The organism is Nonomuraea sp. NPDC051191, from assembly GCF_044455665.1.
Taxonomy (GTDB): domain Bacteria; phylum Actinomycetota; class Actinomycetes; order Streptosporangiales; family Streptosporangiaceae; genus Nonomuraea.
The window spans coordinates 211621-237611 of the sequence record NZ_JBITEZ010000014.1; the positions used below are offsets into that span (position 1 = coordinate 211621).

At 69.2% G+C, this 25991-nt stretch carries 28 protein-coding genes and 1 tRNA gene; 14 read left to right on the plus strand and 15 right to left on the minus strand.

The window, feature by feature from the left end; all coding sequences use genetic code 11:
• Window positions 1-34 precede the first annotated feature (34 nt).
• The 7 genes from ACIA8R_RS36940 to ACIA8R_RS36970 all read right to left on the minus strand — a co-directional run bounded on the left by ACIA8R_RS36940 (window position 35) and on the right by ACIA8R_RS36970 (window position 5541).
• Window positions 35-274 (minus strand): acyl carrier protein, encoded by a 240-nt coding sequence (locus ACIA8R_RS36940; protein ID WP_125639869.1) that lies wholly within the window; start codon window positions 272-274, stop codon window positions 35-37.
• 86 nt (window positions 275-360) lie between these two features.
• Window positions 361-1314, minus strand: a complete 954-nt coding sequence (locus ACIA8R_RS36945) for a beta-ketoacyl-ACP synthase III (protein ID WP_364090599.1) — start codon at window positions 1312-1314, stop codon at window positions 361-363.
• Window positions 1311-2207 carry an ACP S-malonyltransferase gene (locus ACIA8R_RS36950; RefSeq protein ID WP_397042322.1) on the minus strand — a complete coding sequence of 299 codons (897 nt, stop codon included), beginning with the start codon at window positions 2205-2207 and terminating at the stop codon, window positions 1311-1313. Before ACIA8R_RS36950 ends, ACIA8R_RS36945 begins: the two co-directional genes overlap by 4 nt.
• Window positions 2208-2310: 103 nt before the next feature.
• Window positions 2311-3435: a helix-turn-helix domain-containing protein gene (locus ACIA8R_RS36955; protein WP_364091046.1), complete on the minus strand. Its 1125-nt coding sequence runs from the start codon at window positions 3433-3435 to the stop codon at window positions 2311-2313.
• A 95-nt stretch (window positions 3436-3530) separates the two neighbouring features.
• Window positions 3531-3962, minus strand: coding sequence for a DUF350 domain-containing protein (locus ACIA8R_RS36960; protein WP_364090593.1), 432 nt, complete (start codon window positions 3960-3962; stop codon window positions 3531-3533).
• Between the two features lie 24 nt (window positions 3963-3986).
• Complete coding sequence (locus ACIA8R_RS36965; RefSeq protein WP_397042323.1) at window positions 3987-5132, minus strand: glutathionylspermidine synthase family protein; 1146 nt, start codon at window positions 5130-5132, stop codon at window positions 3987-3989.
• 1 nt (window position 5133) lies between these two features.
• Window positions 5134-5541: a hypothetical protein gene (locus tag ACIA8R_RS36970; RefSeq protein WP_357698495.1), complete on the minus strand. Its 408-nt coding sequence runs from the start codon at window positions 5539-5541 to the stop codon at window positions 5134-5136.
• A 90-nt stretch (window positions 5542-5631) separates the two neighbouring features.
• Here ACIA8R_RS36970 and ACIA8R_RS36975 point away from each other — a divergent pair, with 90 nt between their 5' ends.
• The 3 genes from ACIA8R_RS36975 (at window position 5632) to ACIA8R_RS36985 (ending at window position 7941) form a co-directional block, all read left to right on the plus strand.
• Window positions 5632-6654, plus strand: coding sequence for a PHP domain-containing protein (locus ACIA8R_RS36975; RefSeq protein ID WP_397042324.1), 1023 nt, complete (start codon window positions 5632-5634; stop codon window positions 6652-6654).
• A gap of 122 nt (window positions 6655-6776) precedes the next feature.
• Window positions 6777-7505 carry a YafY family protein gene (locus ACIA8R_RS36980; RefSeq protein WP_364090584.1) on the plus strand — a complete coding sequence of 243 codons (729 nt, stop codon included), beginning with the start codon at window positions 6777-6779 and terminating at the stop codon, window positions 7503-7505.
• 76 nt (window positions 7506-7581) lie between these two features.
• Window positions 7582-7941, plus strand: a complete 360-nt coding sequence (locus ACIA8R_RS36985) for a VOC family protein (RefSeq protein ID WP_397042325.1) — start codon at window positions 7582-7584, stop codon at window positions 7939-7941.
• Between the two features lie 197 nt (window positions 7942-8138).
• Here the strand turns inward: ACIA8R_RS36985 and ACIA8R_RS36990 are convergent, their stop codons facing one another.
• The 3 genes from ACIA8R_RS36990 to aceE form a co-directional block, all read right to left on the minus strand.
• A complete protein-coding gene (locus ACIA8R_RS36990) occupies window positions 8139-8885 on the minus strand; it encodes a maleylpyruvate isomerase family mycothiol-dependent enzyme (RefSeq protein WP_397042326.1) in 747 nt (248 codons plus the stop codon).
• 10 nt (window positions 8886-8895) lie between these two features.
• A complete protein-coding gene (locus tag ACIA8R_RS36995) occupies window positions 8896-10395 on the minus strand; it encodes an alpha/beta hydrolase (protein ID WP_397042327.1) in 1500 nt (499 codons plus the stop codon).
• 185 nt (window positions 10396-10580) lie between these two features.
• Complete coding sequence (aceE, locus tag ACIA8R_RS37000) at window positions 10581-13379, minus strand: pyruvate dehydrogenase (acetyl-transferring), homodimeric type (RefSeq protein ID WP_357698483.1); 2799 nt, start codon at window positions 13377-13379, stop codon at window positions 10581-10583.
• A gap of 982 nt (window positions 13380-14361) precedes the next feature.
• On the opposite strand from aceE, the gene ACIA8R_RS37005 reads away from it, so the two are divergent.
• The 7 genes from ACIA8R_RS37005 to ACIA8R_RS37035 all read left to right on the plus strand — a co-directional run bounded on the left by ACIA8R_RS37005 (window position 14362) and on the right by ACIA8R_RS37035 (window position 17748).
• Window positions 14362-14742 carry a DUF1918 domain-containing protein gene (locus ACIA8R_RS37005; protein WP_397042328.1) on the plus strand — a complete coding sequence of 127 codons (381 nt, stop codon included), beginning with the start codon at window positions 14362-14364 and terminating at the stop codon, window positions 14740-14742.
• A 9-nt stretch (window positions 14743-14751) separates the two neighbouring features.
• A complete protein-coding gene (locus ACIA8R_RS37010) occupies window positions 14752-15159 on the plus strand; it encodes a secondary thiamine-phosphate synthase enzyme YjbQ (protein WP_357698479.1) in 408 nt (135 codons plus the stop codon).
• 118 nt (window positions 15160-15277) lie between these two features.
• Window positions 15278-15706 carry a DUF3052 domain-containing protein gene (locus ACIA8R_RS37015; protein WP_357698477.1) on the plus strand — a complete coding sequence of 143 codons (429 nt, stop codon included), beginning with the start codon at window positions 15278-15280 and terminating at the stop codon, window positions 15704-15706.
• Between the two features lie 29 nt (window positions 15707-15735).
• The gene (locus tag ACIA8R_RS37020) at window positions 15736-16197 is read left to right on the plus strand and encodes a peroxiredoxin (RefSeq protein ID WP_357698475.1); all 462 of its coding nucleotides are present in this window, start codon (window positions 15736-15738) and stop codon (window positions 16195-16197) included.
• A gap of 14 nt (window positions 16198-16211) precedes the next feature.
• Window positions 16212-16541: a hypothetical protein gene (locus ACIA8R_RS37025; protein ID WP_357698473.1), complete on the plus strand. Its 330-nt coding sequence runs from the start codon at window positions 16212-16214 to the stop codon at window positions 16539-16541.
• A 173-nt stretch (window positions 16542-16714) separates the two neighbouring features.
• Window positions 16715-17656, plus strand: a complete 942-nt coding sequence (locus tag ACIA8R_RS37030; protein WP_364091044.1) for an ROK family protein — start codon at window positions 16715-16717, stop codon at window positions 17654-17656.
• Between the two features lie 17 nt (window positions 17657-17673).
• A tRNA-Val gene (locus ACIA8R_RS37035) sits at window positions 17674-17748 on the plus strand.
• A gap of 56 nt (window positions 17749-17804) precedes the next feature.
• Here ACIA8R_RS37035 and xerC read toward each other — a convergent pair.
• Genes xerC through ACIA8R_RS37050 form a run of 3 tightly spaced genes read right to left on the minus strand, consistent with a single transcriptional unit; the run spans window position 17805 to window position 20664 of the window.
• Window positions 17805-18989, minus strand: coding sequence for a tyrosine recombinase XerC (gene xerC / locus ACIA8R_RS37040; RefSeq protein WP_397042329.1), 1185 nt, complete (start codon window positions 18987-18989; stop codon window positions 17805-17807).
• Entirely contained in the window at window positions 18986-19186 is a 201-nt protein-coding gene (locus ACIA8R_RS37045; protein WP_357704615.1) for a helix-turn-helix domain-containing protein, read from the minus strand. The genes xerC and ACIA8R_RS37045 overlap by 4 nt, the downstream gene beginning before the upstream one ends.
• Window positions 19183-20664, minus strand: coding sequence for a replication initiator (locus tag ACIA8R_RS37050; protein ID WP_397042330.1), 1482 nt, complete (start codon window positions 20662-20664; stop codon window positions 19183-19185). The genes ACIA8R_RS37045 and ACIA8R_RS37050 overlap by 4 nt, the downstream gene beginning before the upstream one ends.
• A gap of 116 nt (window positions 20665-20780) precedes the next feature.
• On the opposite strand from ACIA8R_RS37050, the gene ACIA8R_RS37055 reads away from it, so the two are divergent.
• Window positions 20781-21650 carry a GntR family transcriptional regulator gene (locus tag ACIA8R_RS37055; RefSeq protein WP_397042331.1) on the plus strand — a complete coding sequence of 290 codons (870 nt, stop codon included), beginning with the start codon at window positions 20781-20783 and terminating at the stop codon, window positions 21648-21650.
• Here ACIA8R_RS37055 and ACIA8R_RS37060 read toward each other — a convergent pair.
• On the minus strand, window positions 21647-22237 hold the full coding sequence (locus ACIA8R_RS37060; protein WP_397042332.1) for a DUF4240 domain-containing protein: 591 nt from the start codon (window positions 22235-22237) through the stop codon (window positions 21647-21649). The two genes, ACIA8R_RS37055 and ACIA8R_RS37060, sit on opposite strands and share 4 nt — an antisense overlap.
• Before the next feature lie 756 nt (window positions 22238-22993).
• Window positions 22994-23341 carry a hypothetical protein gene (locus ACIA8R_RS37065; protein ID WP_397042333.1) on the minus strand — a complete coding sequence of 116 codons (348 nt, stop codon included), beginning with the start codon at window positions 23339-23341 and terminating at the stop codon, window positions 22994-22996.
• A gap of 125 nt (window positions 23342-23466) precedes the next feature.
• On the opposite strand from ACIA8R_RS37065, the gene ACIA8R_RS37070 reads away from it, so the two are divergent.
• The 3 genes from ACIA8R_RS37070 (at window position 23467) to ACIA8R_RS37080 (ending at window position 25986) form a co-directional block, all read left to right on the plus strand.
• The gene (locus ACIA8R_RS37070) at window positions 23467-24681 is read left to right on the plus strand and encodes a helix-turn-helix domain-containing protein (protein ID WP_397042334.1); all 1215 of its coding nucleotides are present in this window, start codon (window positions 23467-23469) and stop codon (window positions 24679-24681) included.
• 30 nt (window positions 24682-24711) lie between these two features.
• On the plus strand, window positions 24712-25188 hold the full coding sequence (locus ACIA8R_RS37075) for an NUDIX domain-containing protein (RefSeq protein WP_397042335.1): 477 nt from the start codon (window positions 24712-24714) through the stop codon (window positions 25186-25188).
• A 570-nt stretch (window positions 25189-25758) separates the two neighbouring features.
• Window positions 25759-25986 (plus strand): hypothetical protein, encoded by a 228-nt coding sequence (locus tag ACIA8R_RS37080; RefSeq protein WP_397042336.1) that lies wholly within the window; start codon window positions 25759-25761, stop codon window positions 25984-25986.
• Window positions 25987-25991 lie beyond the last annotated feature (5 nt).

The following is a 25991-nucleotide window of genomic DNA, read 5'->3' on the forward strand; positions in this document are numbered from 1 at the left end:
GTTTTCGCGCTCCTTACTGGTCAGAACTGTTTTGTCAGGCCTGGATGAAGTTGAGGACGTCCTTGACCGTCTTCAGGTTCTTCAGCTGGTCGTCGGGGATCTCGACGCCGAACTCGTCCTGAGCGGCCACGGCGATCTCGACCATGGACAGGGAGTCGATGTCGAGGTCGTCGACGAAGCTCTTCTCCGGGGTCACCTCGCCGGCCGGAATGCCGGTGATCTCGTTGATGATCTTGCCGAGGCCCGCGAGGATCTCCTGCTCGGTGGCAGCCATGTCGCTACTTCTCCTTTATTTTCTGGTTTCTGTACGGCTCTCGCCGTACGAGCTCTGAACAAGTACGGCGGGCGCCGTACCGGATCCTACGGAATCTCGATCACTTGGCCCGCATAGGTCAGACCGGCGCCGAAGCCGAGGATGAGCGCGAGGTCGCCTGAGCGGACCTCGCCGCGCTCCAGCATCCGCGAGAGCGCGAGCGGAATGGAGGCCGCCGACGTGTTGCCCGCGGTGACGATGTCACGGCCGATGACGGCCTTGTCGGCACCGAGCTTGCGTGCGATGGCCTCGATGATGCGCAGGTTGGCCTGGTGGGGCACGAACGCCGCCAGCTCCGAGGGGTCGACCCCGGCGCGGTCGCACGCCTCCAGGGCCACCGGGTGCAGCGCGGTGGCCCAGCGGAAGACCGTCTGGCCCTCCTGGGCGAGGAACTTCGTGCGGTCGGCGATGGAGATGGCCTCGGACTTGTCGCCGGAGCTGCCCCACACCACCGGGCCGATGCCGGGCGTGTCGGACGGGCCGACCACGGCGGCGCCGGCGCCGTCGGCGAAGATCACGGCCGTGGACCGGTCGGTCCAGTCGACCCACTGCGACAGCTTCTCCGAGCCGATGACCAGCACGTTCCTGGCCGCGCCGCCGCGGACCGCGGCACTGGCGGTGGCCAGCGCGTAGCAGAAGCCGGCGCAGGCGGCGTTGACGTCGAACGCGCCCGGGGACTTGATGCCCAGCCGGTGGGCCACGACCGCCGCGGCGTTGGGGATCTGGGTCTCCAGCGTGCAGGTGGCCACGATCACCAGGTCGACCTCGTCGGGGGTCAGGCCGCTGGCGGCCAGCGCCTTGCCGCCGGCCTGGGCCGCCATGTCCTCCACGGACTCGTTGGCGGAGGCGACCCGGCGCTCCTTGATCCCGACGCGGGACTGGATCCACTCGTCGTTGGTCTCCATGGTCTTGGCCAGGTCGTCGTTGGTGACGACGTTGTCCGGCTGGTAATGGCCGAAGGCCAGAATCCGGGCGCCTGGGGCGATGTCGGGGATCCTCATTTGATCAGCTCCCTGGCCGCGTCGAGGTCGTCGGGTGTCTTCAGCGCCACGGTCTCGACGCCCCGCAGGCCGCGCTTGGCGAGCCCGGTCAGCGTGCCGCCGGGCAGCAGCTCGATCATCTTGGTCACGCCCAGCTCGGCCATCGTCGCCATGCACAGGTCCCATCGGACGGGGCTGCTGATCTGCGAGATGAGCCGCTGGACGAACTCGGCGCCGGTGGCGGCGGGCCGGCCGTCGGCGTTGGACAGCAGCGTGACCCGCGGGTCGCCGGGCACGACGTTCCAGGCCGCCTCGCGCAGGGCGTCGACGGCCGGGGCCATGTGACCGGTGTGGAACGCGCCGGCCACCTTGAGCGGGATGAGCCTGGCACGGGCGGGCGCGTCGTCCTTGAAGGCGGCGAGCTGCTCCAGCGTGCCGCCCGCCACGATCTGGCCCGCGCCGTTGATGTTGGCCGGGGCCAGCCCGTGGCGCTCGATCGCGGCCAGCACGTCGGCCTCCACGCCGCCGAGCACGGCCGTCATGCCGGTCTCGGTCACGGCGGCGGCCTTGGCCATGGCCTGGGCGCGCTCGCGGACCAGGCTCAGCGCCTGCTCCGGGGTGAGCACCCCGGCCAGCGCGGCCGCGGCGAACTCGCCCACGCTGTGGCCGGCCAGCACGTCGGGGGAGGCCCCCAGCGCCTCGGCGGCGGCCAGCGCGGCGGCCACGAGCAGTGGCTGGGCGACGGCGGTGTCGCGGATCTCGTCGGCGTCGGCGGTGGTGCCGTAGGCGACCAGGTCGATCCCGGCGACCTCCGACCACGCGCCGAGTCTGTCGGCGAGGCCGGGCAGCTCGAGCCAGGGGGCCAGGAAGCCTGGGGTTTGGGCACCTTGGCCCGGAGCGACGAGTACAAGCACAAAAACCACCATGCCCTGTAGAACTTCGACACGCGGATGGAGATCCGTACGAACTTTGTCCGGGGTGTTTTGTAGGAACCCTACAGTGAAGATTTCGGGAATGTTACGTTAGGGCCCGCCATGCCGCAGCGCCCTCAGAAAGCCTGCCGAGGATGAGGCCGACCTGCAGCGTGAAGGCCGACCTGCCCTCGGTGGGCTGGTAGCCCGTGAGTTCGGTGATCTTCTTCAGACGGTAGCGGACCGTGTTCGGGTGCACGAACAGCAGCCGCGCCGTCGCCTCCAGGGAGGTGCCCTGTTCGAGGTATGTGGCAAGCGTATCGAGCAGGGGTGTGCCGGCCAACGGCAGGTAGACGTTCTCGATGAGCTGCTCCCTGGCGTCGGTGTCGCCGTCGAGCGCGCGTTCGGCCAGCAGGTCCTCGGCGTGCACCGGCCTGGGCGCGTCCGGCCAGCCCGCGGACGCCTTCAGCCCGGCCAGCGCGGCCCGTGCCGACCGCGCCGCGGCATGCAGGTCGGGCACCTCGGGGCCGATGACGATCGGGCCCACGCCGAAGCGCGCCACGACCTGCCGGGCCGCGTCCTGGACGCTGTCGGCGCCGCCCACGATCACGATCAGCCGGTCGGCCTGCACGCCGGCCAGCAGGTCCATACCGATGCGGCGGCCCTTCTCGCGCAGGCCGTCGATGACCGCGCGCGGGTCGTCGTCGGGGGCATGCCCGGCGATCACGACGACGGGGGAGGAGGTCCAGCCGAGGGCCGCGGCCCAGGAGTGGAGGCCGTCGTCGACCTCGCCCCGCACCAGCGCGTCGACGATCAGCGCCTCCAGCCGGGCGTCCCAGGAGCCGCGGGCCTCGGCCTCGCGGGCGTAGACATGGGCGGCGGCGAAGGCCACGTCGCGCGTGTAGCGGAGCATCGCCTGCTGGAGCTGGTCCTCACCGCCCGGTGCGGCCAGCTCGTCGGTCTGGGCCTCGACCACCTCGACCACGATCCTGACGATGTCGACCGTCTGCTGGAGCGAGATCGAGCGTTTGAGCTCGCGTGGCGCCGTGCCGAAGAACTCGATGCTGGGCGTCGGCCGGTCCTCGCCGGCGTGCTGGAACCACTCCACGAACGCGGCGATGCCGGCCTGGGCCACCAGGCCCACCCACGAGCGGTCCTCGGCGCTGAGCGCCCGGAACCAGGGGAGCTGGTCGTCCATGCGCGCCATCGCCGCCGTGCCGAGCGCGCCCATCGCACGCTCGAGCCTGCGGGTGGTGTCCTCCCGAGTCCGGTCTGTCACGCCTCCTAGAGTGCCAGGTCGGTTCCGATGACCGTAACCGTGGTGTTTCAGATGACCGCAACCGCCGTGATCAGGCCGATCGCCACGTGGGTGACCGCGAGCAGGCGCGCGCCGGGCTGCAGCTCCGGCTCCTTCACCAGGTCGCGTACGGAGATGCCGACGACCTTGTCGAACACCAGCATCGCCACGGTCTGCACCACGATGCCGACCAGCCCGAACACGGCCGTGCCCGCGAGCCCCTCGGCCAGCCGGCCGCCGGAGGACCAGATGGAGGCGGCCACGATGAGGCCGATCGCGGCCAGCGCGGACGTGGTGAGCAGCGTGGCGTTGGCGTTGCGCTCGGTGCGGATGATCTCGCTCAGCTTGCCGGGCGTGGCCCAGTCGATCACGTAGAAGCCGACGATCAGGAGGATCACGCCGACGGCGGCGTACGCGGCGATCGCGCCGGCGCCGCGGGCCAGTACTTCGAGAAGGGTCACGTCATTTCCAATCACGGGGGTGCTTCAGCTCGCAATGCGATGAGGGACGAAGGAGGAGGTGTCGTCGGTGATCAGGCCGGTGGTCTCCCTGATGCCGAGCCCGGCGGCCTCGTCGGCGACCACCCAGGCGCCGAGCACCGGCCGCTGCCCCTCGAAGGCGGGCAGGGCCTCGAAGCCCTGGAAGACGTAGCCTTCCTGGCCGTAGCGGCCCGGCGTCTCCCGGGTGCCCTCGGGGGTGACGATGCGCATGGACGCGCCCTCCCTGCCGAGCAGCGGCTTGGCGATGTAGGAGGTCAGCTCGCGTGGGCCGTCGAGGTAGGCGGGCAGCAGGTTCGGATGGCCGGGGTAGAGCTCCCACAACACGGCCAGCAGCGCCTTGTTCGACAGCAGCGACTTCCACAGCGGCTCGATCCAGGTGGAGTAGCGCACCGCGTGCCGGCCGAAGTCGTCGGCCAGCATCCACTCCCAGGGGTAGAGCTTGAACGCCGAGCGGATCATCTCCTCGCCGGCGTCGACGAAACGGCGGTTGAGCTCGTCCCAGCCGATGTCCTCCATGGCCACGGCGACCGTCCGGCGGCCCGCCTGCTCGGCGGTCTCCTGCAGGTAGGCGACCGTCATGGCCTCCTCGCCCGTCTCGTCGGCGTTGGTGAAGGCGAAGTGCGTGGGGCCGGGCGGCAGCGGCAGCTCGCGCCACCGCTCGATCAGCCGCTCGTGGATGGAGTTCCACTGGTCGTCGCCGGGGTGGGTGTCCTGGAGCCAGAACCACTGGATCACCGACGACTCCAGCAGCGACGTCGGCGTGTCGGCGTTGTACTCCAGCAGCCGGGCCGGGCCCGTGCCGTCGTAGCGCAGGTCGAAGCGGCCGTAGAGGTGAGGGTCGCGGCGCTCCCAGGAGCGCGCCACGGCGTCCCCGGCCCACTCGGGGACGGCGAAGTCGGCGTAGCGGCCGGTCGAGACGACGTGCTCGACGGCCCGCAGGCACATGCCGTGCAGCTCCTCGACCTGCGCCTCCAGCGACTCCACCTCCTCCAGGGACAGGACATAGTGGACCGACTCGTCCCAGTAGGGCCTGTTCAGGCCCTCGGGGTGGGCCGCCCGGTGGTAGGCCAGGCCCTGGCTCTCGATCGTCTTCTCCCAGCCGGGACGGACGTTGCCATGCTCGCGGCGCACGTCAGCTCCCGCCGCCCCAGCTGTTGCCGAAGCCGCCGCGCTGGATCGACTTGCCGCTGCGGCTGGAGATGTTGACGTCCGACGGCCGGTACGTGGTGCCGCCCTGCATGCGGTTGCCCACCCGGTGGCCGCCGTAGTACCACAGGTACGCGCCGCGCGAACCGCCGTAGAAGTGGGACCCGCTGCCGCCGCTGCCGCCGTCGTCGTCGCAGTAGTCGTCGTCGACGACCTCGTACGTGCCGTCGTCGAGCTGCACCACGCAGTCGGCGGTGACGTCGTCGTCGTCCTGGGTGGCGGCGCAGTAGCCGACCAGCATCACCGACAGGACCCCGAGAATGGTCAGCGGGACGGCCTTGGACGACTTGCGCGGGGGTGTGGGGGCCGGCTTGTGCGGCGGCGGATATGCCATCTAGCTCCTGCTTTCCTGGGCGATCAGCCTATCGGTGGGCCTTGTCCCCGTTCAACGCCGGTGACCGTCCGCTCGGGTATGAATGGACTCATGGAACCGGTTCAGGCCCTGCGCGAGATCGCCTTCCTGCTCGAACGCGCAGGTGAGCCCACCTACCGGGTCCGCGCGTTCCGCCGCGCGGCCGCGGTCGTGGACGACCTGCCGGAAGGGGAGCTCACACGGCTGGCCGCCGCCGGCGGGCTGGGCGACCTCCCCGGCATCGGCAAGGTCACCGCCCTTGTGATCAACGAAGCCCTCGACGGACAGGTTCCGACGTATTTGCGTAGGTTGCGGGCCACCGAGGGCGTCGAGCTCGACGCCGAGACCGCGACCCTGCGCGAGGCGCTGAAGGGCGACCTGCACAGCCACTCCGACTGGTCCGACGGCGGCTCGCCGATCGAGGAGATGGCCGAGGCCGCCAGGGGGCTCGGCCACGAGTACTGGGCGCTGACCGACCACTCGCCGCGCCTGACCGTGGCCAAGGGGCTGTCGGCCGAGCGGCTGGAACGGCAGCTCGACGTGGTGGCCGGGCTCAACGAGCGGCTGGCGCCGTTCCGGATCCTGACCGGCATCGAGGTCGACGTCAACCTCGACGGCTCGCTCGACCAGGACCCGGCCCTGCTCGGACGGCTCGACGTGGTCGTGGCCAGCGTCCACTCCAAGCTGCGCATGGACCGCGAGGAGATGACCCGCCGCATGGTCACCGCCGTCGCCAACCCCCTGGTCGACGTGCTGGGGCACTGCACGGGGCGAGTCGTGCGGGCCGGCGGCGAGCGCGGGGTCAAGAGGCCGGAGTCGGAGTTCGACGCCGAGCTGGTCTTCGAGGCGTGCCGGCGGTTCGGGGTCGCCGTGGAGATCAACTCCAGGCCCGACCGGCTCGACCCGCCCAAGCGGCTCATGCGGCTGGCGTACGAGATGGGGTGCGTGTTCTCGATCGACTCCGACGCGCACGCGCCCGGTCAGCTCGACTGGCAGCGGTTCGGCTGCGAGCGGGCGGCCCGGTGCGGCATCGAGGCCGGCCGCATCGTCAACACCTGGCCCCTGGAACGGCTCCTGGAGTGGACGGCGGCGTGAGTCCCGGCGCGGCTCCTGGGGTGGACGGCGGCGTGAGAGGTGGGTGTCCGGGCGGTTAGGGCGTTCTTGCGTGGCCCGTGCGGGGCCGGTGATTGTCGGTGGCGGCGCGTAGCGTTCCGGCTGTGAACCGTACCGACCGGCTCTATGCGCTCGTCGAGGACCTGCGCGCCATCGCGCCACGCTGCCGCTCCGCCCGCGAGCTCGCCGAGCGGTTCGAGGTCAGCGTGCGCACCATCGAGCGCGACATCACCGCGTTGCAGGGGTCCGGGGTGCCGATCTACGCCGAGCCCGGTCGCAGGGGCGGCTACGCCCTCGACAAGAAGATGTCGCTGCCCCCGCTCAACTTCACCCCGGCCGAGGCGGTGGCCATCGCGGTGGCGCTCAGCCAGGCCGGCGACCAGCCGTTCGGCCGCCAGGCCCGCAGCGCGTTACGCAAGGTGGTCTCGGCCATGCCGGGGCCCGAGGGCGACCTGGCCAGGGAGCTGGCGCGGCGGGTGCAGCTCGTCAGCGAGCCGCCCGAGCCCGGCTCCCAGATCCGGCCGCTCGGCGCCGAGGGCATCTCCCGGGCGATCGAGGAGGCGCTGCTGCGGCGGCGCGTGCTCAGGCTCGACTACGCCGACGCCAAGGGTGCGCTCACCTCGCGCGACGTCGAACCGGGGGTGTTCCTGGGCGGGCGCGGCGGTTTCTGGTACCTCGTGGCGTGGTGCCGATTGCGGGAGGACGTCCGCGTCTTCCGGCTCGACCGCATGGCCTCGGCCGTCGTCACCGTCGAGCGTTGTCCCGAGCGGCCGCTCGAAGGGTTCGCCCCCGACGTGCCGGAGATGGTCGTACGCGGAACCATGCTCGATTAAACATGCGAAAACACCGACATAGGGTTGTCGCCATAGCGATACATCGTTGTCTTGTTCGAAAGACGAGGAGATGACGATGGACAACACGGTGACCTGGTTCGAGGTAGCGACCGACGACCCCGAAGGCGCCGAGCGCTTCTACGGCGAGCTGTTCGGCTGGTCGTTCAGCCGCGACGACGACGGCCCGCTCGACTACCGCATGGTCAACTACCCGGGCGGCGAACGTACCGGCGGCGGGCTGTTCAACACCAAGGGCGACTTCCCCGCCCACGCGGTGTTCCACGTGCAGGTCGCCGACGTCGAGGCCGCGTGCGCCAAGAGCGAGTCGCTCGGCGGCAAGGTGGTCATGAAGGTGATCGACGACGGCGCCGGCACCGACTTCGCCTATCTGCGTGACGTCTCGGGGAGTCTGTTCGGAGTCTTTCACCGCAGGTGAGCCCGCCCGGCGGCGGACGCCGCCGGAGCGCGCGGGACCGTGCCCGCGATCGCGCCCCCGGGGAAGCACCTTCCCCGCCGAACCGGGGCCGCGCGACCGAGGTCGTCCCGTCTCGGAGCGGTTCACCCGCCCTGGACACGCCGCCGATCGCCGAGCGGCGGCGCGTCCAGGGCCCCTTCCCCCGGCAGGGGGCGTTCTCAGAAGGCGGCGGCCGCCAGCCAGCGGGTCAGCAGGTCGCGGTCGCCGAAGACGGCCGGCGACCGCGGGGGCCGCCGACCGTAGAGCAGCAGGAGCAGCTCGCTCGCCGGGCCGCGTACGGCGGCGTCGCCCTTGGTGTGGCCGCGCACGCAGCTGACCGCCCCGGCGGCGCCCTGCGTCACGGTCCACTCGCCGTCGACGTCGCTCGCGTGGAGGTGGATCGTGGCCCCCTCCGCGCCGAGCCCGGCCAGCGACCGGCTCACCCAGGTCGCGTACGGCAGGTTGTGCAGGAACTCCTCGATGCCGTCCACGGCGGTCGCCGCCGGGATCTCCGGGTCCAGGCCGAGTGCGAGCTCGGCGTCGGCCCGGTGGATCACCAGCTCGAAGAGCATCCTGGGCGCCCACCACCCGGCCCGCAGGTCTGGCCCCCACGTCCACACCGCGAGGTCCGGGTCGGTGGCGCGCAGCACGTCCAGCAGGTCGGCGGCCCCCGCCAGGAGCCAGGCGGCGTCGCCGCTCGCCCCCTCCGCGAGCCCGCTGGGCACCTGCCGCGACCAGACGCGCTCCCGCACCTGGTTGCGCAGCACGTACGCCGCCCAGCGATGAGTCTGGCCGACGTGCGTGACGAGCTCGGCGAACGTCCATCCCGGGCAGGTCGGCACCGGGACCGACAGGTCGGTCGCCAGCGCCGCCAACCGCGCGGCCTCGTCCTCGATCCGGGTGATGAAGGTGTCGTTGTCGGTCACCCGTCACACACTAGGCCGCCGGGCAGGTCGCGCCCCTGCTGGGCAGCTTGCCCTCCACCAGGTACGCGTCCACGAGCCCCTGCACGCACTTGCTGCCCGACAGGTACGCCCCGTGCCCCTCGCCCTCGTACGTGACCAGCCGCGCGGTCCTGAGCTGGGCCGTCAGCCGCGGCGCCCACTGGTACGGCGTGGCCGGGTCGCCCTTGCCGCCCACGACCAGGATCGGTGCCGAGCCGGTGGCGTTGACGTGCCGCGCCTGGTTACTGCCTTGTGCCGGCCACACCCGGCACAGCCCGCCCGAGCCCTCGCTGCCGAACAGCGGCGAGATCTTCAGCGCCGCCTCCTCGGTGCGCCGCAGCTCGGCCTCGCTGGGCCGTTCGGCGGTGTCCACGCAGGTGATGGCCGGGAAGCTGGTCATCTGGGTGGAGTAGGTGCCGTCCTCCGAGCGTCCGGTGTAGGAGTCGGCCAGGTACATCAGCGCCTCGCCGTGGCCCTTCAGCGCGTCGCCGAGCGCCTTCTCCAGGAACGGCCAGGTCAGCTCCGAGTACAGGGCGGCGGCCACGCCGGTGGAGGCCAGGCCCTGGGTGAGCTGCCGGCCGTCCACCTGCAGCGGCTTGGTGGTGAGCTGGTTCATCAGGTTCTCGACGTTGGCGTTCGCGGCGGTCACGTCCTTGCCGACCTCGCAGCCGCCCTTGACGCAGCTGCGCAGGAAGCTCTCGTACGCCTGCTGGAAGCCGCGGGTCTGGGTCAGCGTGCGCTGCTCGAAGGTGACCGTCGGGTCGAGGGGCGCGTCGAGCAGCATGCGGCCCACGTTCTGGGGGAACTGGGTGGCGTAGACGGCGCCGAGCTGGGTGCCGTACGACATGCCGACGTAGTTGAGCTTGGGGTCGCCGATGGCGGCGCGGATGCGGTCCATGTCGCGGGCGGCGTTCACGGTGCCGACGTAGGGGAGGATCTTGCCGGAGTGCTCCTGGCAGAGCCGGGCGAACTCCTTGTTGGCGTCCAGGCTCTCCTGGTGCGTCTGCGCGTTGGTGGGCAGCGTGTTCAGCGAGACGAACCGGTCCATCTGCGCGCTGTCGCCGCAGCGGACGCCCGAGCTGCGCTCGACGCCGCGCGGGTCGAAGCTGACCAGGTCGTAGTGGGCGCGCAGGGAGGTGAGCGCCTTGGCCGCCTGGTCGAGGGTGTCCACGCCGGAGGCGCCCGGCCCGCCGAAGTTGAACACCATCGAGCCGAGCCGCTTCTTGGGATCGGTGGCCGACAGCTTGATGAGCGCCAGTTCCAGCTTCTCACCGTCAGGGCGGGAGTAGTCGAGGGGCACCGCCAGCTTGCCGCAGCGCACCGAGGCGTCCGTCTTGGCCGGTGGCTCGCCGTCCGGGCGCCTGATGTCGGTGCACGGCCCCCAGACGATCTTGTCGGTGTCGGCGCCGGGGCCGTCGGTGGCGGGCTCTGCGGGTGCACTCGCGCAGCCCGCGGCCGTCACGAGCAGGGCGGCGGCTAGGACGCGTCGCATACGAACATTCCCCTTCGTGTCTCCGGGGGAAGTAGTGCCCACCATACGGGACCCCGCGTCAAACCTGGGTGAGGCGGCACGCACCCCTCCTGGACGTGCCGCCTCATCCGTCTGACCGCGCGGAGGCCCGGACATGACGGCGCTCCCGCGAGAAGTTCTTCGCGGGAGCGCCCCATCCGGATGACTCAGACGCCCATCGACTGGGTGTCGTTGCTCTCCGCGCCGCCGGCTTCGGTGACGCCGTTCTTCAGGTGGTAGCGGGCGATGGCCTCGCGCAGCACCTCGCCGTCGAGCTCGCCCCGCTTGACCAGCCGGGTGAGCACGGCCAGCGTGATCGAGGCGGCGTCCACGTGGAAGTGGCGGCGCAGCGCCGAGCGGGTGTCGGACAGGCCGAACCCGTCGGTGCCCAGCGAGGACCAGTCACCCGGCACCCACTGCGCGATCTGGTCCTGGACCGCCTTCATGTAGTCGCTGACGCCCACGAACGGCCCGTCGGCCTGCGAGAGCACCTGCGTCACGTACGGGACGCGCTGCTCGGCGTCGGGGTTGAGCAGGTTGTGCTCCTCGCACGCCAGCGCCTCGCGCCGCAGCTCGGTCCACGACGTCGCCGACCACACGTCGGCCGACACGCCCCACTCCTCGGCCAGCAGCCGCTGAGCCTCCATGGCCCAGGGACCGGCCACGCCGGAGACCAGGATGTTGGCCTTCGGACCCTGCGTCTGCGGCGCCTCGGCGAACTTGTACAGGCCCTTGAGCAGGCCCTCGACGTCGAGATCGGCCGGCTGCGCGGGCTGCAGGTAAGGCTCGTTGTAGACGGTCAGGTAGTAGAAGACGTCCTCGGGCTGCTCGCCGTACATGCGGCGCAGGCCGTCCTTGACGATGTGGGCGACCTCGAAGGCCCAGGACGGGTCGTAGGAGACCGCGGCCGGGTTCGTCGAGGCGATGAGCGGCGTGTGGCCGTCTTCGTGCTGCAGGCCCTCGCCGTTGAGCGTGGTGCGACCGGCGGTGGCGCCGAGCAGGAAGCCGCGGCCCATCTGGTCGCCCATCTGCCACATCTGGTCGCCGGTGCGCTGCCAGCCGAACATCGAGTAGAAGATGTAGACCGGGATCATGTGCTCGCCGTGCGTGGCGTAGGCGGTGCCGGCCGCGATGGTCGAGGCCATCGAGCCCGACTCGCTGATGCCCTCGTGCAGGATCTGCCCCTGCACGGCCTCCTTGTACGACAGCAGCAGCTCCCTGTCGACCGCCTCGTACGTCTGCCCGTGGGGCGAGTAGATCTTGGCGGTCGGGAACATCGCGTCGAGACCGAACGTGCGGGCCTCGTCGGGGATGATCGGCACGAACCGGTGGCCGATCTCCTTGTCGCGCATGAGGTCCTTCAGCAGGCGCACGAACGCCATGGTCGTGGCGACCTGCTGCTTGCCCGAGCCCTTGCGGAACTGGCTGTAGACGTCGTCGCCGGGCAGCTTGACCGGCTTGGCGCGCATGACCCGCTTGGGCAGCACGCCGCCGAGCGCCGCGCGCCGCTCCTTCATGTACTGGATCTCCGGGTCGTTCTCGCCCGGGTGGAAGTACGGAGGAAGCTCGCCCTCCAGGGCCGAGTCCGGGATCGGCAGGTAGAGCCGGTCGCGGAACTCCTTCAGCTCGGCCTTGGTGAGCTTCTTCATCTGGTGGGTGGCGTTGCGCGCCTCGAAGTCCTTGCCCAGCGTCCAGCCCTTGATGGTCTGGGCGAGGATCACCGTCGGCTGGCCGACGTGCTCGCGGGCCGCCTTGAAGGCCGCGTAGACCTTGCGGTAGTCGTGGCCGCCGCGCGACAGCTTGCGGATGTCGTCGTCGGACAGGTGCTCGACCATCTTGCGCAGGCGCGGGTCGCCGCCGAAGAAGTGGTCGCGGATGTAGCCGCCGGTCTCGACCGAGTAGGTCTGGAACTGGCCGTCGGGCGTGGTGTTCATCTGGTTGACCAGCACGCCGTCGACGTCGGCCGCGAGCAGCGGGTCCCAGTCGCGGCCCCAGACGACCTTGATCACGTTCCAGCCGGCGCCGCGGAAGTACGACTCCAGCTCCTGGATGATCTTGCCGTTGCCGCGCACCGGGCCGTCGAGCCGCTGCAGGTTGCAGTTGATGACGAACGTGAGGTTGTCCAGCTCCTCGCGGGCGGCCAGGCCGATCGCGCCGAGCGACTCGGGCTCGTCCATCTCGCCGTCGCCCAGGAAGGCCCACACGTGGCTGCGCGAGGTGTCCTTGAGCTCGCGGTTGAGCAGGTAGCGGTTGAACCGCGCCTGGTAGATCGCACCGATCGGGCCGAGACCCATGGAGACCGTCGGGAACTCCCAGAAGTCGGGCATGAGCCGCGGGTGCGGGTAGGAGGGCAGGCCGTGGAAGCCGTGCGACAACTCCTGCCGGAACGCGTCGAGCTGCGCCTCGTTGAGACGGCCCTCCAGGAAGGCGCGGGCATAGATGCCCGGCGCGGCGTGGCCCTGGAAGAACACCTGGTCGCCCGACTCGCCGTGGTCCTTGCCGCGGAAGAAGTGGTTGAAGCCCACCTCGTAGAGCGAGGCCGCCGAGGCGTAGGTGGCGATGTGGCCGCCCACGTTCGTGCGGGCGTTGGCCCGCGACACCATGACCGCCGCGTTCCACCGGATGTAGGCGCGGATGCGCCGTTCGACGTGCTCGTCGCCCGGGAACCAGGGCTCGCGCTCCGGCGGGATCGTGTTGATGTAGTCGGTGCTGCGCAAGCCCGGCACGCCGACCTGGTGCTCGCGGGCCCGTTCCAGCATGCGGAGCATGAGGTAGCGGGCTCTGGTGCGGCCTTCGGTCTTGACGACATTGTCGAGAGACTCGAGCCACTCGTTGGTCTCACTGGGGTCGACATCAGGCAGCTGGCTGGGTAGGCCGTCGCTGATGATCGAGAATCGCTGGCGTCCGGAAGCCACTGGGTCTCGCCTTCCGAGAATGACTGAAGTCTGGTCTGGGTCGCCTTCCATCCTGGTCGCTAGCCGTAGAAAACGCATCTCTACTGACGGGTAACCAGAGCGTCCCTGCTGGCAGGGCCATGTTGGTGGCCTAGACCACCGATGGTAGGACGAATAGCCACCAAAGGTTACATCGGTGGAGCAATTTAACAAGACTAGAAAACGGACGAAATTTCGCCCCAATCCTAGGGGGCTGTCCCGGTGGGTCGGCCGCCGCCCTCACCCCTCCCCCGAACCGGCCGCTTCTCACGCAGCCGCGGCCCCGGGCCCGGGCTGGGACGCGGGCCCGGGCTGGGGCGGGGCTGGGACGCGCGGGTCCGGCTGGGGGCGCGTCGGCGGGTTTGGGCCAGGCTGGGGTGCGCCGGTGGGGCGTCGGTCGGGTTGGGCGGCGTGGGCGGGGTGTCCGCCGGGCCGGCCCGGCGGGGGTGTTGATGATGAGCGGGCGTTGGCGGCATGGGTCGGGTGGCGCGCCGCGCGAGTCTAACCACCCACCTCGCGGTGCGGCCCGGCGGGGCTCGCGTTCGCGATGGGCGCAGACCAGCACCACCTCGCCCCTTGGGTTGCTCCGGGTGGGTGCGCGGCCTGGCGGGGGACCTTGTAGGGGTTTGGCCCCGGCGGGGACCTTGAGGCGTGCCGCAGGGGTCAGGGCCCAAGGCGGCTTGGGAGCCTGTCCCGGCGCGCCGAAGGCGTGCGGTGTCTGGCCATGCCTCGCTCAACGCCTCGTGATCGACCCACCGAGGCCTCAGGCGTGGAGCCCATACCTTTTATCCGCCTATTCAAGAGGTGTGGCCGCAGTCGTCGGCAGGCCCACGCCTGCCGGCTCCTCGCCACCTCCACCGGCCGGCGGGCGCGCGGACACTCAGTCGGACGCCGTCCCCTCACCCCTCCTCCTCCAGAGGGACGCCACCCGATCCGGCCCCCTCAGACCTGTCGCTGCAGAAATGAGGCCATATCGGAATCATCAAGCGACAGGGCACCCCGAAACTTCGCGATCATGCCCCTGACCAGCAGAGACGCCGAAGTGGCCAGGGCCGCCGCCGAACCACCGTCCAGCCACGAAGCCCGAAACGTCCCGCCCTCCTTGCGTAACGTTTCGGTCATTGTTTTCGGCCCGAATGAAGACCCGGCAAAAAATCGCCGTACGCGGCATCCGCTCTTTTCCTCGGCGGTCCGCCGTACCAATGTGGAAGGTATGAATGCGACGGCAGGAGACCGGCTCCTGATGCACGGCAACACCGTCGGCGAAAGGGAGCGGGGCGGCGTCATCATCGAGGTCCACGGCACGGACGGCGGGCCTCCCTACAGTGTGCGGTTCGACGACGGCCACACCGGGCTGGTCTTTCCCGGCCCTGATGCCGTCGTTGTGCCTCAGTAGGATTTCCCTGTGAGATCAGAAATCATCTCCGTGGCCACGGGTTCACGTGAGACCGTGCACGACATCACCGCTGAATGCGCAGATTTCGTGCGCGCGCAGGGAGAAGACGGCCTGTTGCACGTTTTCGTACCGCACGCGACCGCGGGCGTGGCCCTGCTGGAGCTAGGGTCGGGCAGCGACGACGATCTGCTCGCCGCACTGCGTGACCTGCTCCCGGCCGACGACCGCTGGCGTCATGCCCACGGTTCGCGCGGTCACGGCAGGTCACACGTCATGCCCGCGCTGATCCCGCCATATGCCACGATCCCCGTGCTGGGCGGGAGAATGGCGTTGGGCACCTGGCAGTCCGTCGCGCTGGTCGATCTCAATGTCGACAACACGCAACGTCAGGTTCGCCTGTCGTTTTTGTCGGGTTGATTCTGGCCGACTACGGCCGTACCCGTGGCGACCGTTGACGACTGAGGGTCACAGCGTGTGGACTGTGCCGAAGCGATAAACCGCATAGAGCGGGGCCACTCAAGCAGGAGGGATAAACGTGAGCGCGACCGCGGGTCAGGCGCAGGGCGAGCGCGGCCTGGCCGAACGACTTGGCCTCAAGCCGGGTCAGGTGGTGCAGGAGATCGGTTGGGACGAGGACGTCGACGACGAGCTTCGCGACTCCATCGAGGACCTGACCGGCAACGAGATGCTGGACGAGGAGAGTGACGACGTCGTCGACGTTGTGCTGCTGTGGTGGCGCGACGGCGACGGGGACCTCTTCGACGCCCTCAGCGACGCCATGCGAGCACTCGCCGAAGCCGGCCAGATCTGGCTGCTGACTCCCAAGGCCGGGCGCGATGGCCACGTGGAGCCGAGCGACATAGGGGAGGATGCCGCTACCGCGGGTCTCTCGCAGACCAGCAGCATCTCCGCCGCACCCGACTGGTCCGGGACCAGGCTCGTCGCCCCGAAGGGCCGACGTTAGGAAACTCCGAGGCCGGCCGATACGGCAGGATGGTCGCTGTGAACGCACATCCTGCCGAGGTCGGCGCCATGGCTCCGGATTTCGAGCTGCAGGACCAGCACGGCGCCCCGGTGAGACTGTCCATGTTCCGGGGCGAGAAGGTCGTGCTGGTCTTCTATCCGCTTGCCTTCAGCGGGATCTGCGAAGGCGAGCTCACCGCGCTGCGTGACCAGCCTCTCGACGCGCGGGTGCTCGCCGTGTCCGTCGACTCCGTGTTCGCCTTGCGTGCCTGGTCCGATCGGGAAGGTTACGGATTCGCCCTACTCTCCGATTTCTGGCCACACGGACAGGTCGCCCAGGCGTACGGTGTGTTCGATGAGGCGAAGGGGCTCGCGCGTCGGGGGACCTTCGTCATCGACGGCGAGGGCGTGATCCGGTGGTCGGTGATCAGTCCGATCTCCTCGGCACGCGACGTCGCCGACTACGTCAAGGCACTCGCCGACATTTCTTGACCTCGGAGGGAACGATGCCCTGCTACCGATGCGGGGCCCGGCAGACCGACCCGGTCCGTGGCGCCAGCCCGTGGCAGCGCGGGGTGCGCAACGAGTCCCAGGTGCTGATCTGCCCGGACTGTCAACGACTGCACGATCTCGACCTCGACTCCTGCGGCACGTGCGGGTCCACCGCGCTCATCTGCCGGTTGGGGGAGGTCGAGTGCCGCGGCTGCGGCGCCGTCCGGATGGCTCGGGCGTCGGAGGGGTTCGGGGAGCAGGGGGCGTACGTCGGGTCGGGGGCTCCGCCGGGGCTGTCGGCGGAGGTCGAGGCGGCGCTGAACCGGGTGCTGGGCAGGGCTTGACCGTCCGCGTCTCGCCCGTGCCTCCCCGCCGTCGGCCTGGGATGATCATCGGCTCGGGACCGTCCCGCCGTCATCTCGATGCAACGGACTCCCGCCCCCTCCCACCTGAGAGATTCTCAAGCGTCTTTTCGGACATTTGCTGACCTGCGCTATCGTCTCCTTTCGTGTCCGCTATGAGTTCGTTCGTCGTTGCTCTCGACGTCGGTGGCACGTCCATGAAGGGCGGCCTGGTCAGCGAGTCCGGCGAGGTGCTGCTGAGCGAGCGGCGCCACACCCCTCGCGCCGACGGTCCTGAGGCGGTCGTGTCCGCCATTTCGGACTTCATCGGCCACCTGGCCGCCTCCGGCGACGGCGACCCGGCAGGCGTCGGTCTGGCCGTCCCTGGGCTGGTGTCCGAAAGCGCGGCTCTCTACGCGGCGAACCTGGGCTGGCGGGACGTCCCCGCCTCGAACTTCACCACCCTGGACATCCCCGTGATGCTGGGCCACGACGTCCGTACGGGCGGCCTGGCCGAGAGCATCCTCGGCGCCGGAAAAGGTGTCTCCGACTTCCTCTTCCTCCCCATCGGCACCGGTATCGCCGGCGCGTCGATCATCAACGGCGACCCGTACGGCGGCTCCTCGGGCTGGGCCGGCGAGATCGGCCACACCCCCGTCTTCCCTGACGGCGAGCAGTGTGCGTGCGGTCAGTTCGGCTGCCTGGAGACGTACGCCTCGGCGGCCTCGGTCGGACGCCGCTACAGCCAGCGCGCGGGCGTCGAGGGCGTACGCGCCGAGCAGGTGGTCGCCTCCGACGACCCCATCGCCATCGAGGTGTGGGACGAGGCCGTGGAGGCCCTGTCGCTCGCCCTGGCCACGTACACGCTGCTGCTGGACCCCTCGGTGATCGTCCTCGGCGGCGGCCTGGCCGAAGCCGGTCCCGCTCTGTTCGACCCCGTACGCACGCGCCTGGTCAAGCGCCTGGCCTTCCGCGACGCACCCCCGCTGATCCCGGCCGCGCTGGGCGTCGACGCCGGCATGCTGGGCGCCGCCCTGCTGGGCTGGCGAGCCGCCGGCCGCCCCGAACTGGGCCCCGGCTGGACGGTGAATGTGCGATCGGCCCCCCGGGTGTCGTAAGGTTAGTGCCGATCCGGGGGCGGTTAGCTCAGCGGTAGAGCACTCGCCTTACAAGCGAGGGGTCACTGGTTCGAACCCAGTACCGCCCACCAGCGAAAATATACAATCTCTGATCTTGAAAACGGCGTCTGAGTGACTAAGTGAGGGACTAAGTCCCGAAGATCTTGTCCATCGCCGCAGCTCCCTGCATGATCACGGGCCGGATTTGATGCCGGTAGACGGTCTCGGTGACCACCGTGTTGGAGTGCCCGACGAGGCGCGAGATGTCCTCGATGGGGACGCCGGAGTCTGACAGCACGGACACGAAGCTGTGGCGCAGCTCGCGAGGCGACCACTCCCGCCCGGTGAGCCCTGCCGCCTCCACGATCTTCCGGAAGTCGCGTCGTACGTTGTGCGCCGTGACGGGGGTGCCCGTGCGCGTGCAGAACACGAGATCCGTGTCCTTCCACCGGTCGCCGGCCTTCTCCTGCGCGACGTCCTGGGCTTCTCTGAGCAGGCGTAGCGCCTCCACGCAACGCCGGGGGAGTTTGAGTGATCGCCGAGACTTGACGGTCTTGGTGTCACCTTTCTGCCGTACGGATCGCCAGACGTAGACCGCGAAGTCGTCGTGCTCCCAGCCGGTCTGGGTCACCGGCAGCCAGGATGCACGGGCCTCGTCGTACGCCACGACGTGCGACCAGAGAAGTGCCCTCAGCTCTTCGGTGCGAGCGCCGATCAGCAGGGAGAGGACAATGTAGGCCCGCATGCGCTCGCCACCCTGTTCCGCCTGTGTGAGGACGGCGAGAGCTTGGGCCAGTGTCAGAGCCTTGGAGGGACGTCCAGTGCGTCCCTCGGGGATGTCGCAGAGATCCACGACGTTTCGCTTGACCTTGTCGCGGCGCATCGCGCTCTTCACCGACCGGTTGAGGATGCCGTGGATCAGCTTGAGCGACCGGGTGCCCAGTTCGCCGGTCTTGCCCGCCAGCCACTTGTCGACGTCCTCCACTGAGAGATCGCGTAGCTTGCGAGCCCCGAGGGCAGGGATCACGTGCTTGTCGGCGTAGGTGTTGTACATCTTCACCGTGGCCTCTGACCTCGCACCGAGACCGTGTTCCAGCCAGTAGCGCACTGCGTCAGCAACGGTGTAGTTGGTCGGCGCGATGGCCAGACCGTCCTCGTAGTCGCGGATGATCTCTTTGAGCTTGGCCTTGGCTTCGGTCTTGGTCTTGCCGCTGGCCTTCTTGACGATGCGCTTGCCCGCCGGGGTGTAGCCGACCGTGACTGAGGCGATCCAGCGTTGCCGGGTCTCGTCCCAGTGCAGGCCGCCGTCTCCTCGGCTGCGTCGTTCGGTCATGGAGCCTCCTGTTCGAGCAGGGAGATGTAGTCCTCTATGGCTGAGGCGGGGATGAGCCGGGTCCGTCCCTGGGTGACGGAGCGGAGCCGGCCGGATCGGAGGAGTTCGTAGATCACGCTGCGGCTGAGGCTGAGCAGGTGCATGGCGTCGGTGACGCGGTAGAGCCGCCGGTCGTGGGCGGGGAGGGGTGGGGTCATTCATCCGCCTGCGCGGCCGCGATGTGGCGGGCGGTCTGGACGCGCTGGCGGATGTGTTCGGCCATGATCGCCTCGCCGGAGGTGTAGCCGATCCCGGCGAAACGCCAGTGGCCCAGGACGAGGGTGGTGGCGTCGTCGAGAGCGGGCAGGCCGTGGCGTTCGCGGGCTTCGGCGGCGCGGTGGGCGGCGCGGGCGTTGCGCAGGTCGGTGAGGTTGAGGGAGTAGGCACGGCTCTTGCTGGAGAAGTGGCCGCGGAAGCCGAGCATGTGCGCCCACGGGCGGAGCCGCAGCGACCGGAACTCGGGGCGTGCGCCCAGCTCCCAGCAGGTGCGGATCATGCGGCGCGCATGGTCGGTGACGGGCAGGGCGTCGAGGGTGAGGCCAGGCTTGAGGCCGGTGCCGTGGCAGTGTCCGCAGGGAGTCATCGCGGTCAGCCGTCCGCGTCCGGCGCAGGCCCGGCAGGACAGACGGTGATCGACGGTGCCGGAGGCTTCGGCACCCTTGGTGGCGTACTTGGCGATGTAGGAGGCGACGGCGCGTTCGCTGAGACCGTCGGCGCGTGGGTCGAACAGGATGGGGCAGATGTCGAGCTGTTCGCCCCAAGTGAGGGTCCACCGGCCCAGGTCGCTGGGTGGCGTGGTGGCGGTGACCTGTTGCGCGGCGGGTGGGATGGCGTGGGTGAGCAGGTGGTGGTCGGCCCAGTCAGGTGGCGGCTGGTGCGGTCCGGCGGGGCCGTCGAGGCGGATGATGGCGTGGAAGTGGATCAGGCCGCGCCGCTGGTACTCGGCGACCTTGGCGAACGACACCTTGACGTGTTCGGCGAAGGCACGGCGGGTCATCCCGGTCTGGGCGGCCAGTTCTTGCCGGAGGGCGAGGGTGAAGCGGTGCCACAGCGCGCCCGCGTGTGCCTGCCACAGGACCGCGCCGGTGTAGTCGTAGCAGTCGGGGCACAGGGGTTGGCCGAGGCGTTCGTCGTGGGGTTGGTGCCGCAGGTGGCAGCCGACCGGCCGCCCGTGCTCGCATCGGGTGTCGTGCTTGCGTGGGCGGCAGGCGCGGCCGTCGCGGTGGGAGTGGACGGGGCCGAAGGACGGCGCGGTCAGGGTGACGAACGCGCGGGGGTGCGCGCTGACCGTCTCGGGTACGCCCTTCCCACCGGACAGGCCCGCCCGGATCAGGTGGAAGGTGTCGGCCTGGTAGGTCTGTGAGCAGGCCAGGCAGACCGAGGCCCGCCGGTTGCCGCAGGCCACCAGGAGATGTCCGGAGGGCTCGCCGTCGGTGGTGTAGGCGTGCAGGACCTCGCCGGTGCCCGCGTCCACGATCATGGACCCGCCGGCCAGGTGCACCGGGTGGGCACATCCGCCGGTCGCGGCGACCATGGAGCGCCACCGCTCGTAGTCCGGGGCGTTGATCAGCCGAGCGAGATCGGCCATCCATTCCGTGCCGGATGTCTGCTCGTCGTGCCGTTCCTCCTTACTCATAGGGCACCACCTCCTTGTTTGACGTCCTGTACTACAGGTTGACAGACATGGCGACGCACGTCAACCTGTAGTACAAGTAGTCCTGGAAGCTTTACCAAGGAAGGCGCAGCATCAGCATGGAGACCACCACCGACGACAAGGACGCCCGCTGGCGCGTCATCGCCACCGACCTACGAGCCGCCATCCTCGACGGCCGCTACCCACCCGGCGGCGCACTGCCCAGCGAACCCGAACTCGTCCGCAAGTACGACGTCTCCCGCCCCACCGTCCGCAAGGCCATCGACACCCTCGTCTCCGAAGGGCTCGCCTACGTCATGCGCGGACGCGGCTCCTTCGTCCGCCCCATGCCCGAACGCCGCGCCATCCTCATCACCGACCGCGACCGGCCCGACCTCGCCGCCCTCGGCAACCACCCCGACGTCCAAGCCTTCGGCTGGGACCTCGCCCAACGCGACCGCGAAACCCCGCTCTTCACCGGCGAGAAGATCACCGCCAACCGCGACGTCGCGATCATGCTCAGCGTCCGGGCCGGCCACCCGATCATCCACCGCCGCAGCATGTGGCACCGAGGACACACCGCCGTCATCCACGGCGCATCGGCCCGCCTGGAGATCAACTCCTACACCAACGCCGACATGCTCCCCGACTGGGACGACCCCAAGCGCCACGCCCAGTACCGCAAGCGGCCCGGCTTCTTCTACCAGTCACTCATCCGCGAACACGGCCCTGTCCGATGGCTGACTCTCACCAGTGCCCGCATCGCCTACGAAGACGAACGAGCCGCACTCGGCATGGACTACGCCGAAGCCGTCCTCATCATCCGCCGCACCATGGCCCACCCCAACGGCCACCCCATCGAAGTCACCGAGGTCAAAGCCCCCGCCAACCGCTACGAGATCGGCTACCACCGCGAGCTCGCCGACGACCCCGAAGCCGACTTCACCCCGCAGGAACTCAGCGACAACGGCATAGACCTCGTGATCTAGGCACGGCCGTAAAGCTCGCTCATATTGCGGTTGATTCGTGGCAACCTTCGGGCCGACTCCTGTTTGTCGTCCAAATCCCACTCCTCATCTGCGGGATTGGGCAAGGAGTCGAGAACATGACCACGAGCCTCAAGAGCATCGGCAAGGGCATCCCAGTCGCCGCCTGTCGCTTGCTCCCACGCCCTGACGGCTACGTAACCCAACTCCTCGAACTCCGGCCGATCCTCGTCCGAGCGCCGAACGCGGTCACGTTGCATGGTGTTGTAGCGTCGGACCTCTGGAACGTCCATGAGGGTGTCGGGGTCGCTCGTTACCTGCTCGAAGGTCTCCCTGCCGAGGCTGATGATCCACGAATAGAAGTACCAGATGCTGTCCAAGCCGCCTACCAGGTGCAAGGTGCGCGCCGCGCCCCACATCAGATAGGTGTCCACCTTGCGTCGGGCCACCTCCATCCATGAAGCGAAATCGATGATGTCCTCCGCGGAACGCCTCACCAACCGCTCATGAAGCCATTCCAGGCGCGCTTCCCGCCCAACGGCTTCTCGCGCGGACTCCTCGATCAGGTGCCAGAACTCGTCCACATCCATGTCAGCCGATCTTGACATGGACCGACGACAATTGCTGGCTCAGAGTTTCTTTACTGGTTCAAGGGCTCGCTGCGCTCGCCACGGGGCCGCCGGCCCGCTTAGCGGTCTGGCGGGCTTGCGCGTGCGGCCTGGGGGCCGTTCGCGCCCGCCACCGCACGCGGGCCGGCGGCCCCGACGATGAGCTTTCAAGATCCTGCCGCCCCGCTTCCGGTGCTCGGGCCTGGAGGCCCTGCGCTCCGGGTCGGGTTGCCATCGATTCACCCGGGTTGCTGCCTGTGGTGGTGCCCGGCGAGCCGCAGGGCCGTTCAGACCGACCCGCGAAGAGACCTCTGCTTCTTCCCTAGCCTGGTCTCCGCTTGCAGGTTCGCAGCCAGTTCATCCAACGTCGCCCCGCAACGGACGTTGGACTGCCCGCTTCTACAGGGAACGGACTGTTTCCGAATGGCCGCCCACCCTGCGGCCATGTCGTGAACCTGCCACTCCGGGTACTCGGCGATCAACTTCGCCAAGGTCATGGGCATGGTTGCACTCCGACGACCGGCGTACAGGGCGGCTGCGACTCTCGTAGGCGGGCGTAGCGGAGAGCGATTCGGTGCGCGGCCCGAGTGGGCTCGGCGGAGGAGTGCCAAGCGTGGATGACTCGCTGTCGTCTCGCGTCCCAGGCTGACCGCCACCAGTACCGCCCGCCGTGACACCAGACGACCAGTCCGACCCACACGGACACCAGCGCAAGCATGCCACTGCGCAGGCTCTCCTTCACTGGGTGCTCGCTTCCGTGGATTCCGGCCGCAGACTGCGGATCGTCTCCGAGAGAGGGTGGCGTCGTTGAAGGTCCGCGTAGCGGAAGGCAACCCGGCGCGCGGCTCTCGACGGTTCGATGGCCGGATGGCGGGCGTACAGCACTCGTTTGCGGCGGTCGTCCCAGCCTGCCCGCCACCAGTACCAATCGCCGTCGCACCAGACGACGAGCCCGACCCACACGGACACCAGGCTCAGGCCATAGCCGTCATGGACGTCTGCGGATACGCCGTGAGCGGCGAGGGCGTCGGCCAGGGCATCGGCGGCGTGCTTCTCTGGCGTGGGGTGTCGGTTCGGCGGTTGCATGAGTGACCTCCCATCACGTACGGCAGTGACGTAGCGTGACGGTATGTGTCGGCCGAGCTGTGAGGCCGGAAAGAAATTCAGGGGTCCGTCGTAGGCATCCGATGAGGATGAGGTGCATGCGAGGAATGACCAGCAATCTGTCCATCGGCCAGCGCGTGGCCTGGTACCGGCGACGGCGTGGGATGTCTCAAGACGTATTGGCCGGGCTGGTGGGACGGACCACCGATTGGCTGAGCAAGGTGGAGAACGACCGCATCACCTTGGATCGTCTGTCCGTCATCAAATCCCTGGCGAGCGTATTGGACGTGTCCCTCGGTGATCTACTGGCCGAGCCGCACCTGTTCGAGTGGACGGACGGAAGCGGCGATCAGACCATCCCAGCACTGCGCGCCGCGATCACGGACTATCGGCAGCTCTCGCCGATGGCCGGGCTCGTGGAGAATGCGGAACCCTCCGGGCAGGCCGACCTGCGACGTGCCCTTGCCGAGGCGTGGAGGGCGTACCAGGGAGCCCGGTACAGCTACGTGATCCGGACTCTGCCCGGACTCCTGGGAGAGGCGCATCATGCTGCGCGCGCAGCGAACGGTGACGCCCGCATGGCCGCATCGGGAGTGCTCGGGCAGGTCTACCACGCCGCTGCCAGCATCCTGGCCAAGGTGGGTGAGGCTGATCTCGCATGGATTGCCGCTGAGCGGGGACTCTCCTTCGCACGGCAATCCGGTGATCAGCTCGTGACGGCCTCATTGCTTCGCTCCGTGACCCACGCCCTTCTGTCCAACGGTCGCTACGAGGCAGCCAAGCAGCTCACGATGGACGCCGCCGACCTGCTGTCTCCCGACCTCCCGCACGCCACGGCTGAGCTGCTTTCGGTGTACGGCACGCTGTACCTCGCCGGGTCGATGGCGGCGGCGCGAGACGACGATCGCAGCACGACACGCGCGTTCCTCGCCGAGGCACAGGAAGCGGCGGTGCGGCTCGGCGGTGACGCCAACCATGTCTGGACCGCGTTCGGGCCGACGAACGTCCGTATCCATCAGGTGGCCACGGCAATCGAGCTGGGAGACATCCAGGTGGCTGTGGAACTCGGGCCGAAGCTGGATACCAGCGGGCTTCCGATCGAACGTCGCGCTCGTCATGGCCTGGCCGTGGCGCATGCCCTGAGCCTGTGGAACCGTACCGACGACGCGATGGCCGCGCTGTTGGAGGCCGAGAGCATCGCTCCTGAGCAGGTGCGTCCTCACTACCTCAGCCGCCAGCTCACGATGTCGTGGATCAGAAGGCAGAAGGGCAAACCCAGTTACCAACTCGCAGCTCTCGCCCGGCGACTGCACATCGTGTGAAGGCAGTCCCTGTGGCGTAAGGTCGGGGCTGTGAACGATCAGGAGGCTCCGCCGTTCGCCCAGGCCCGTGCCGCCGCCGGTGCGCTGTTCTTCGATGACAGCGGTCGTGTGCTTCTCGTCCGTCCTACGTACAAGGCCTCCATGGACATCCCGGGCGGGTACGTCGAGCCGGGGGAGACCCCGTACGAGGCGTGCGTTCGAGAGGTGCAAGAGGAACTGGGCATTCAGCCGGCCATCGGTCGCCTCCTCGTGGTCGATTGGGCGCCTCTCCCTAAGGAGGGCGACAAGGTCCTGTTCGTGTTCGACGGCGGCACCTTGGACGGCGAGTTGCTCAAGCAGATCAGGTTCGTGGACAACGAGCTGAGCGCCTACGAGTTCCATCCCGTCCAGGAACTGGACGGGCTGTTGATCGAGCGGCTTGCTCGTCGCGTCAAGGCCGCCGCCACTGCACGCGAGCTTGGCAGGACCGTCTATCTGGAGCACGGCCAGGCCGCTCCCACTGAGTGACTATCTGAGTGACAACGGCCCAGGACGAGCGTGGACGATTGAGGACCAGGGCGGAACGTTCGCCGAGGTAGGACCCCGAATCACCCGAGGTCCCACCTTCTCGCGGCGAGCCTCACAAGCGAGGGGTCACTGGTTCGAACCCAGTACCGCCCACCTCGTCGAACAGCCCCGTTTCCCATCGCGGAAGCGGGGCTTTGTGCCATCAGCCGGGCGTGAGGGGCCTTTTCACCCGGGCCGAGTGGCCGCGCGGCGAAGTTGCTGTGTCGGAGGATGCCGCCTCGCGCCCCGGTGAAGATCAGCGCGTCGGTTTCCGAAGCCGTGAATTCGTCCAGATGTTCGCGGAGCGCCGGGGTGATCGTTTTCGGGATGGCGATCGTACGGACACCCGCGCGGGACTTGGGTGGCCCGACGAGGAGTTCGTCCGTGTCGAGTTCTACGTGTTGTGCCGAACGCTGACGGTCCGGGCATTCAGGTCCAGGTCCATCCGCCGGCGCTGGCGTGGAGTTGCGGCGTGTGGAAGGAAGCCGAAGGTGCGGATCGGAATCGGGTCGCAGGGACAGAGGGATGTAGGTGCAGGGCTGGTTCTCGCTCATGCCGCCACCACTGGCCGTCCGGGAGGCCGTGGAAGCCGCGCTCGATGGAGCGGGCGAATCGGGTGGCTGCATGGGTGAGCTGGTGGCCGAAGTCGAGCGCCAGGACGGGCTCACGGCGGGTGAACGGGTGGCCGAGGGCGCGGGCGGCGTGCCCGGTGGTCAGCCCGATCATGGGGCGTCCTTTTCGGCCGAAGTCTTGTTCTGAGCCGG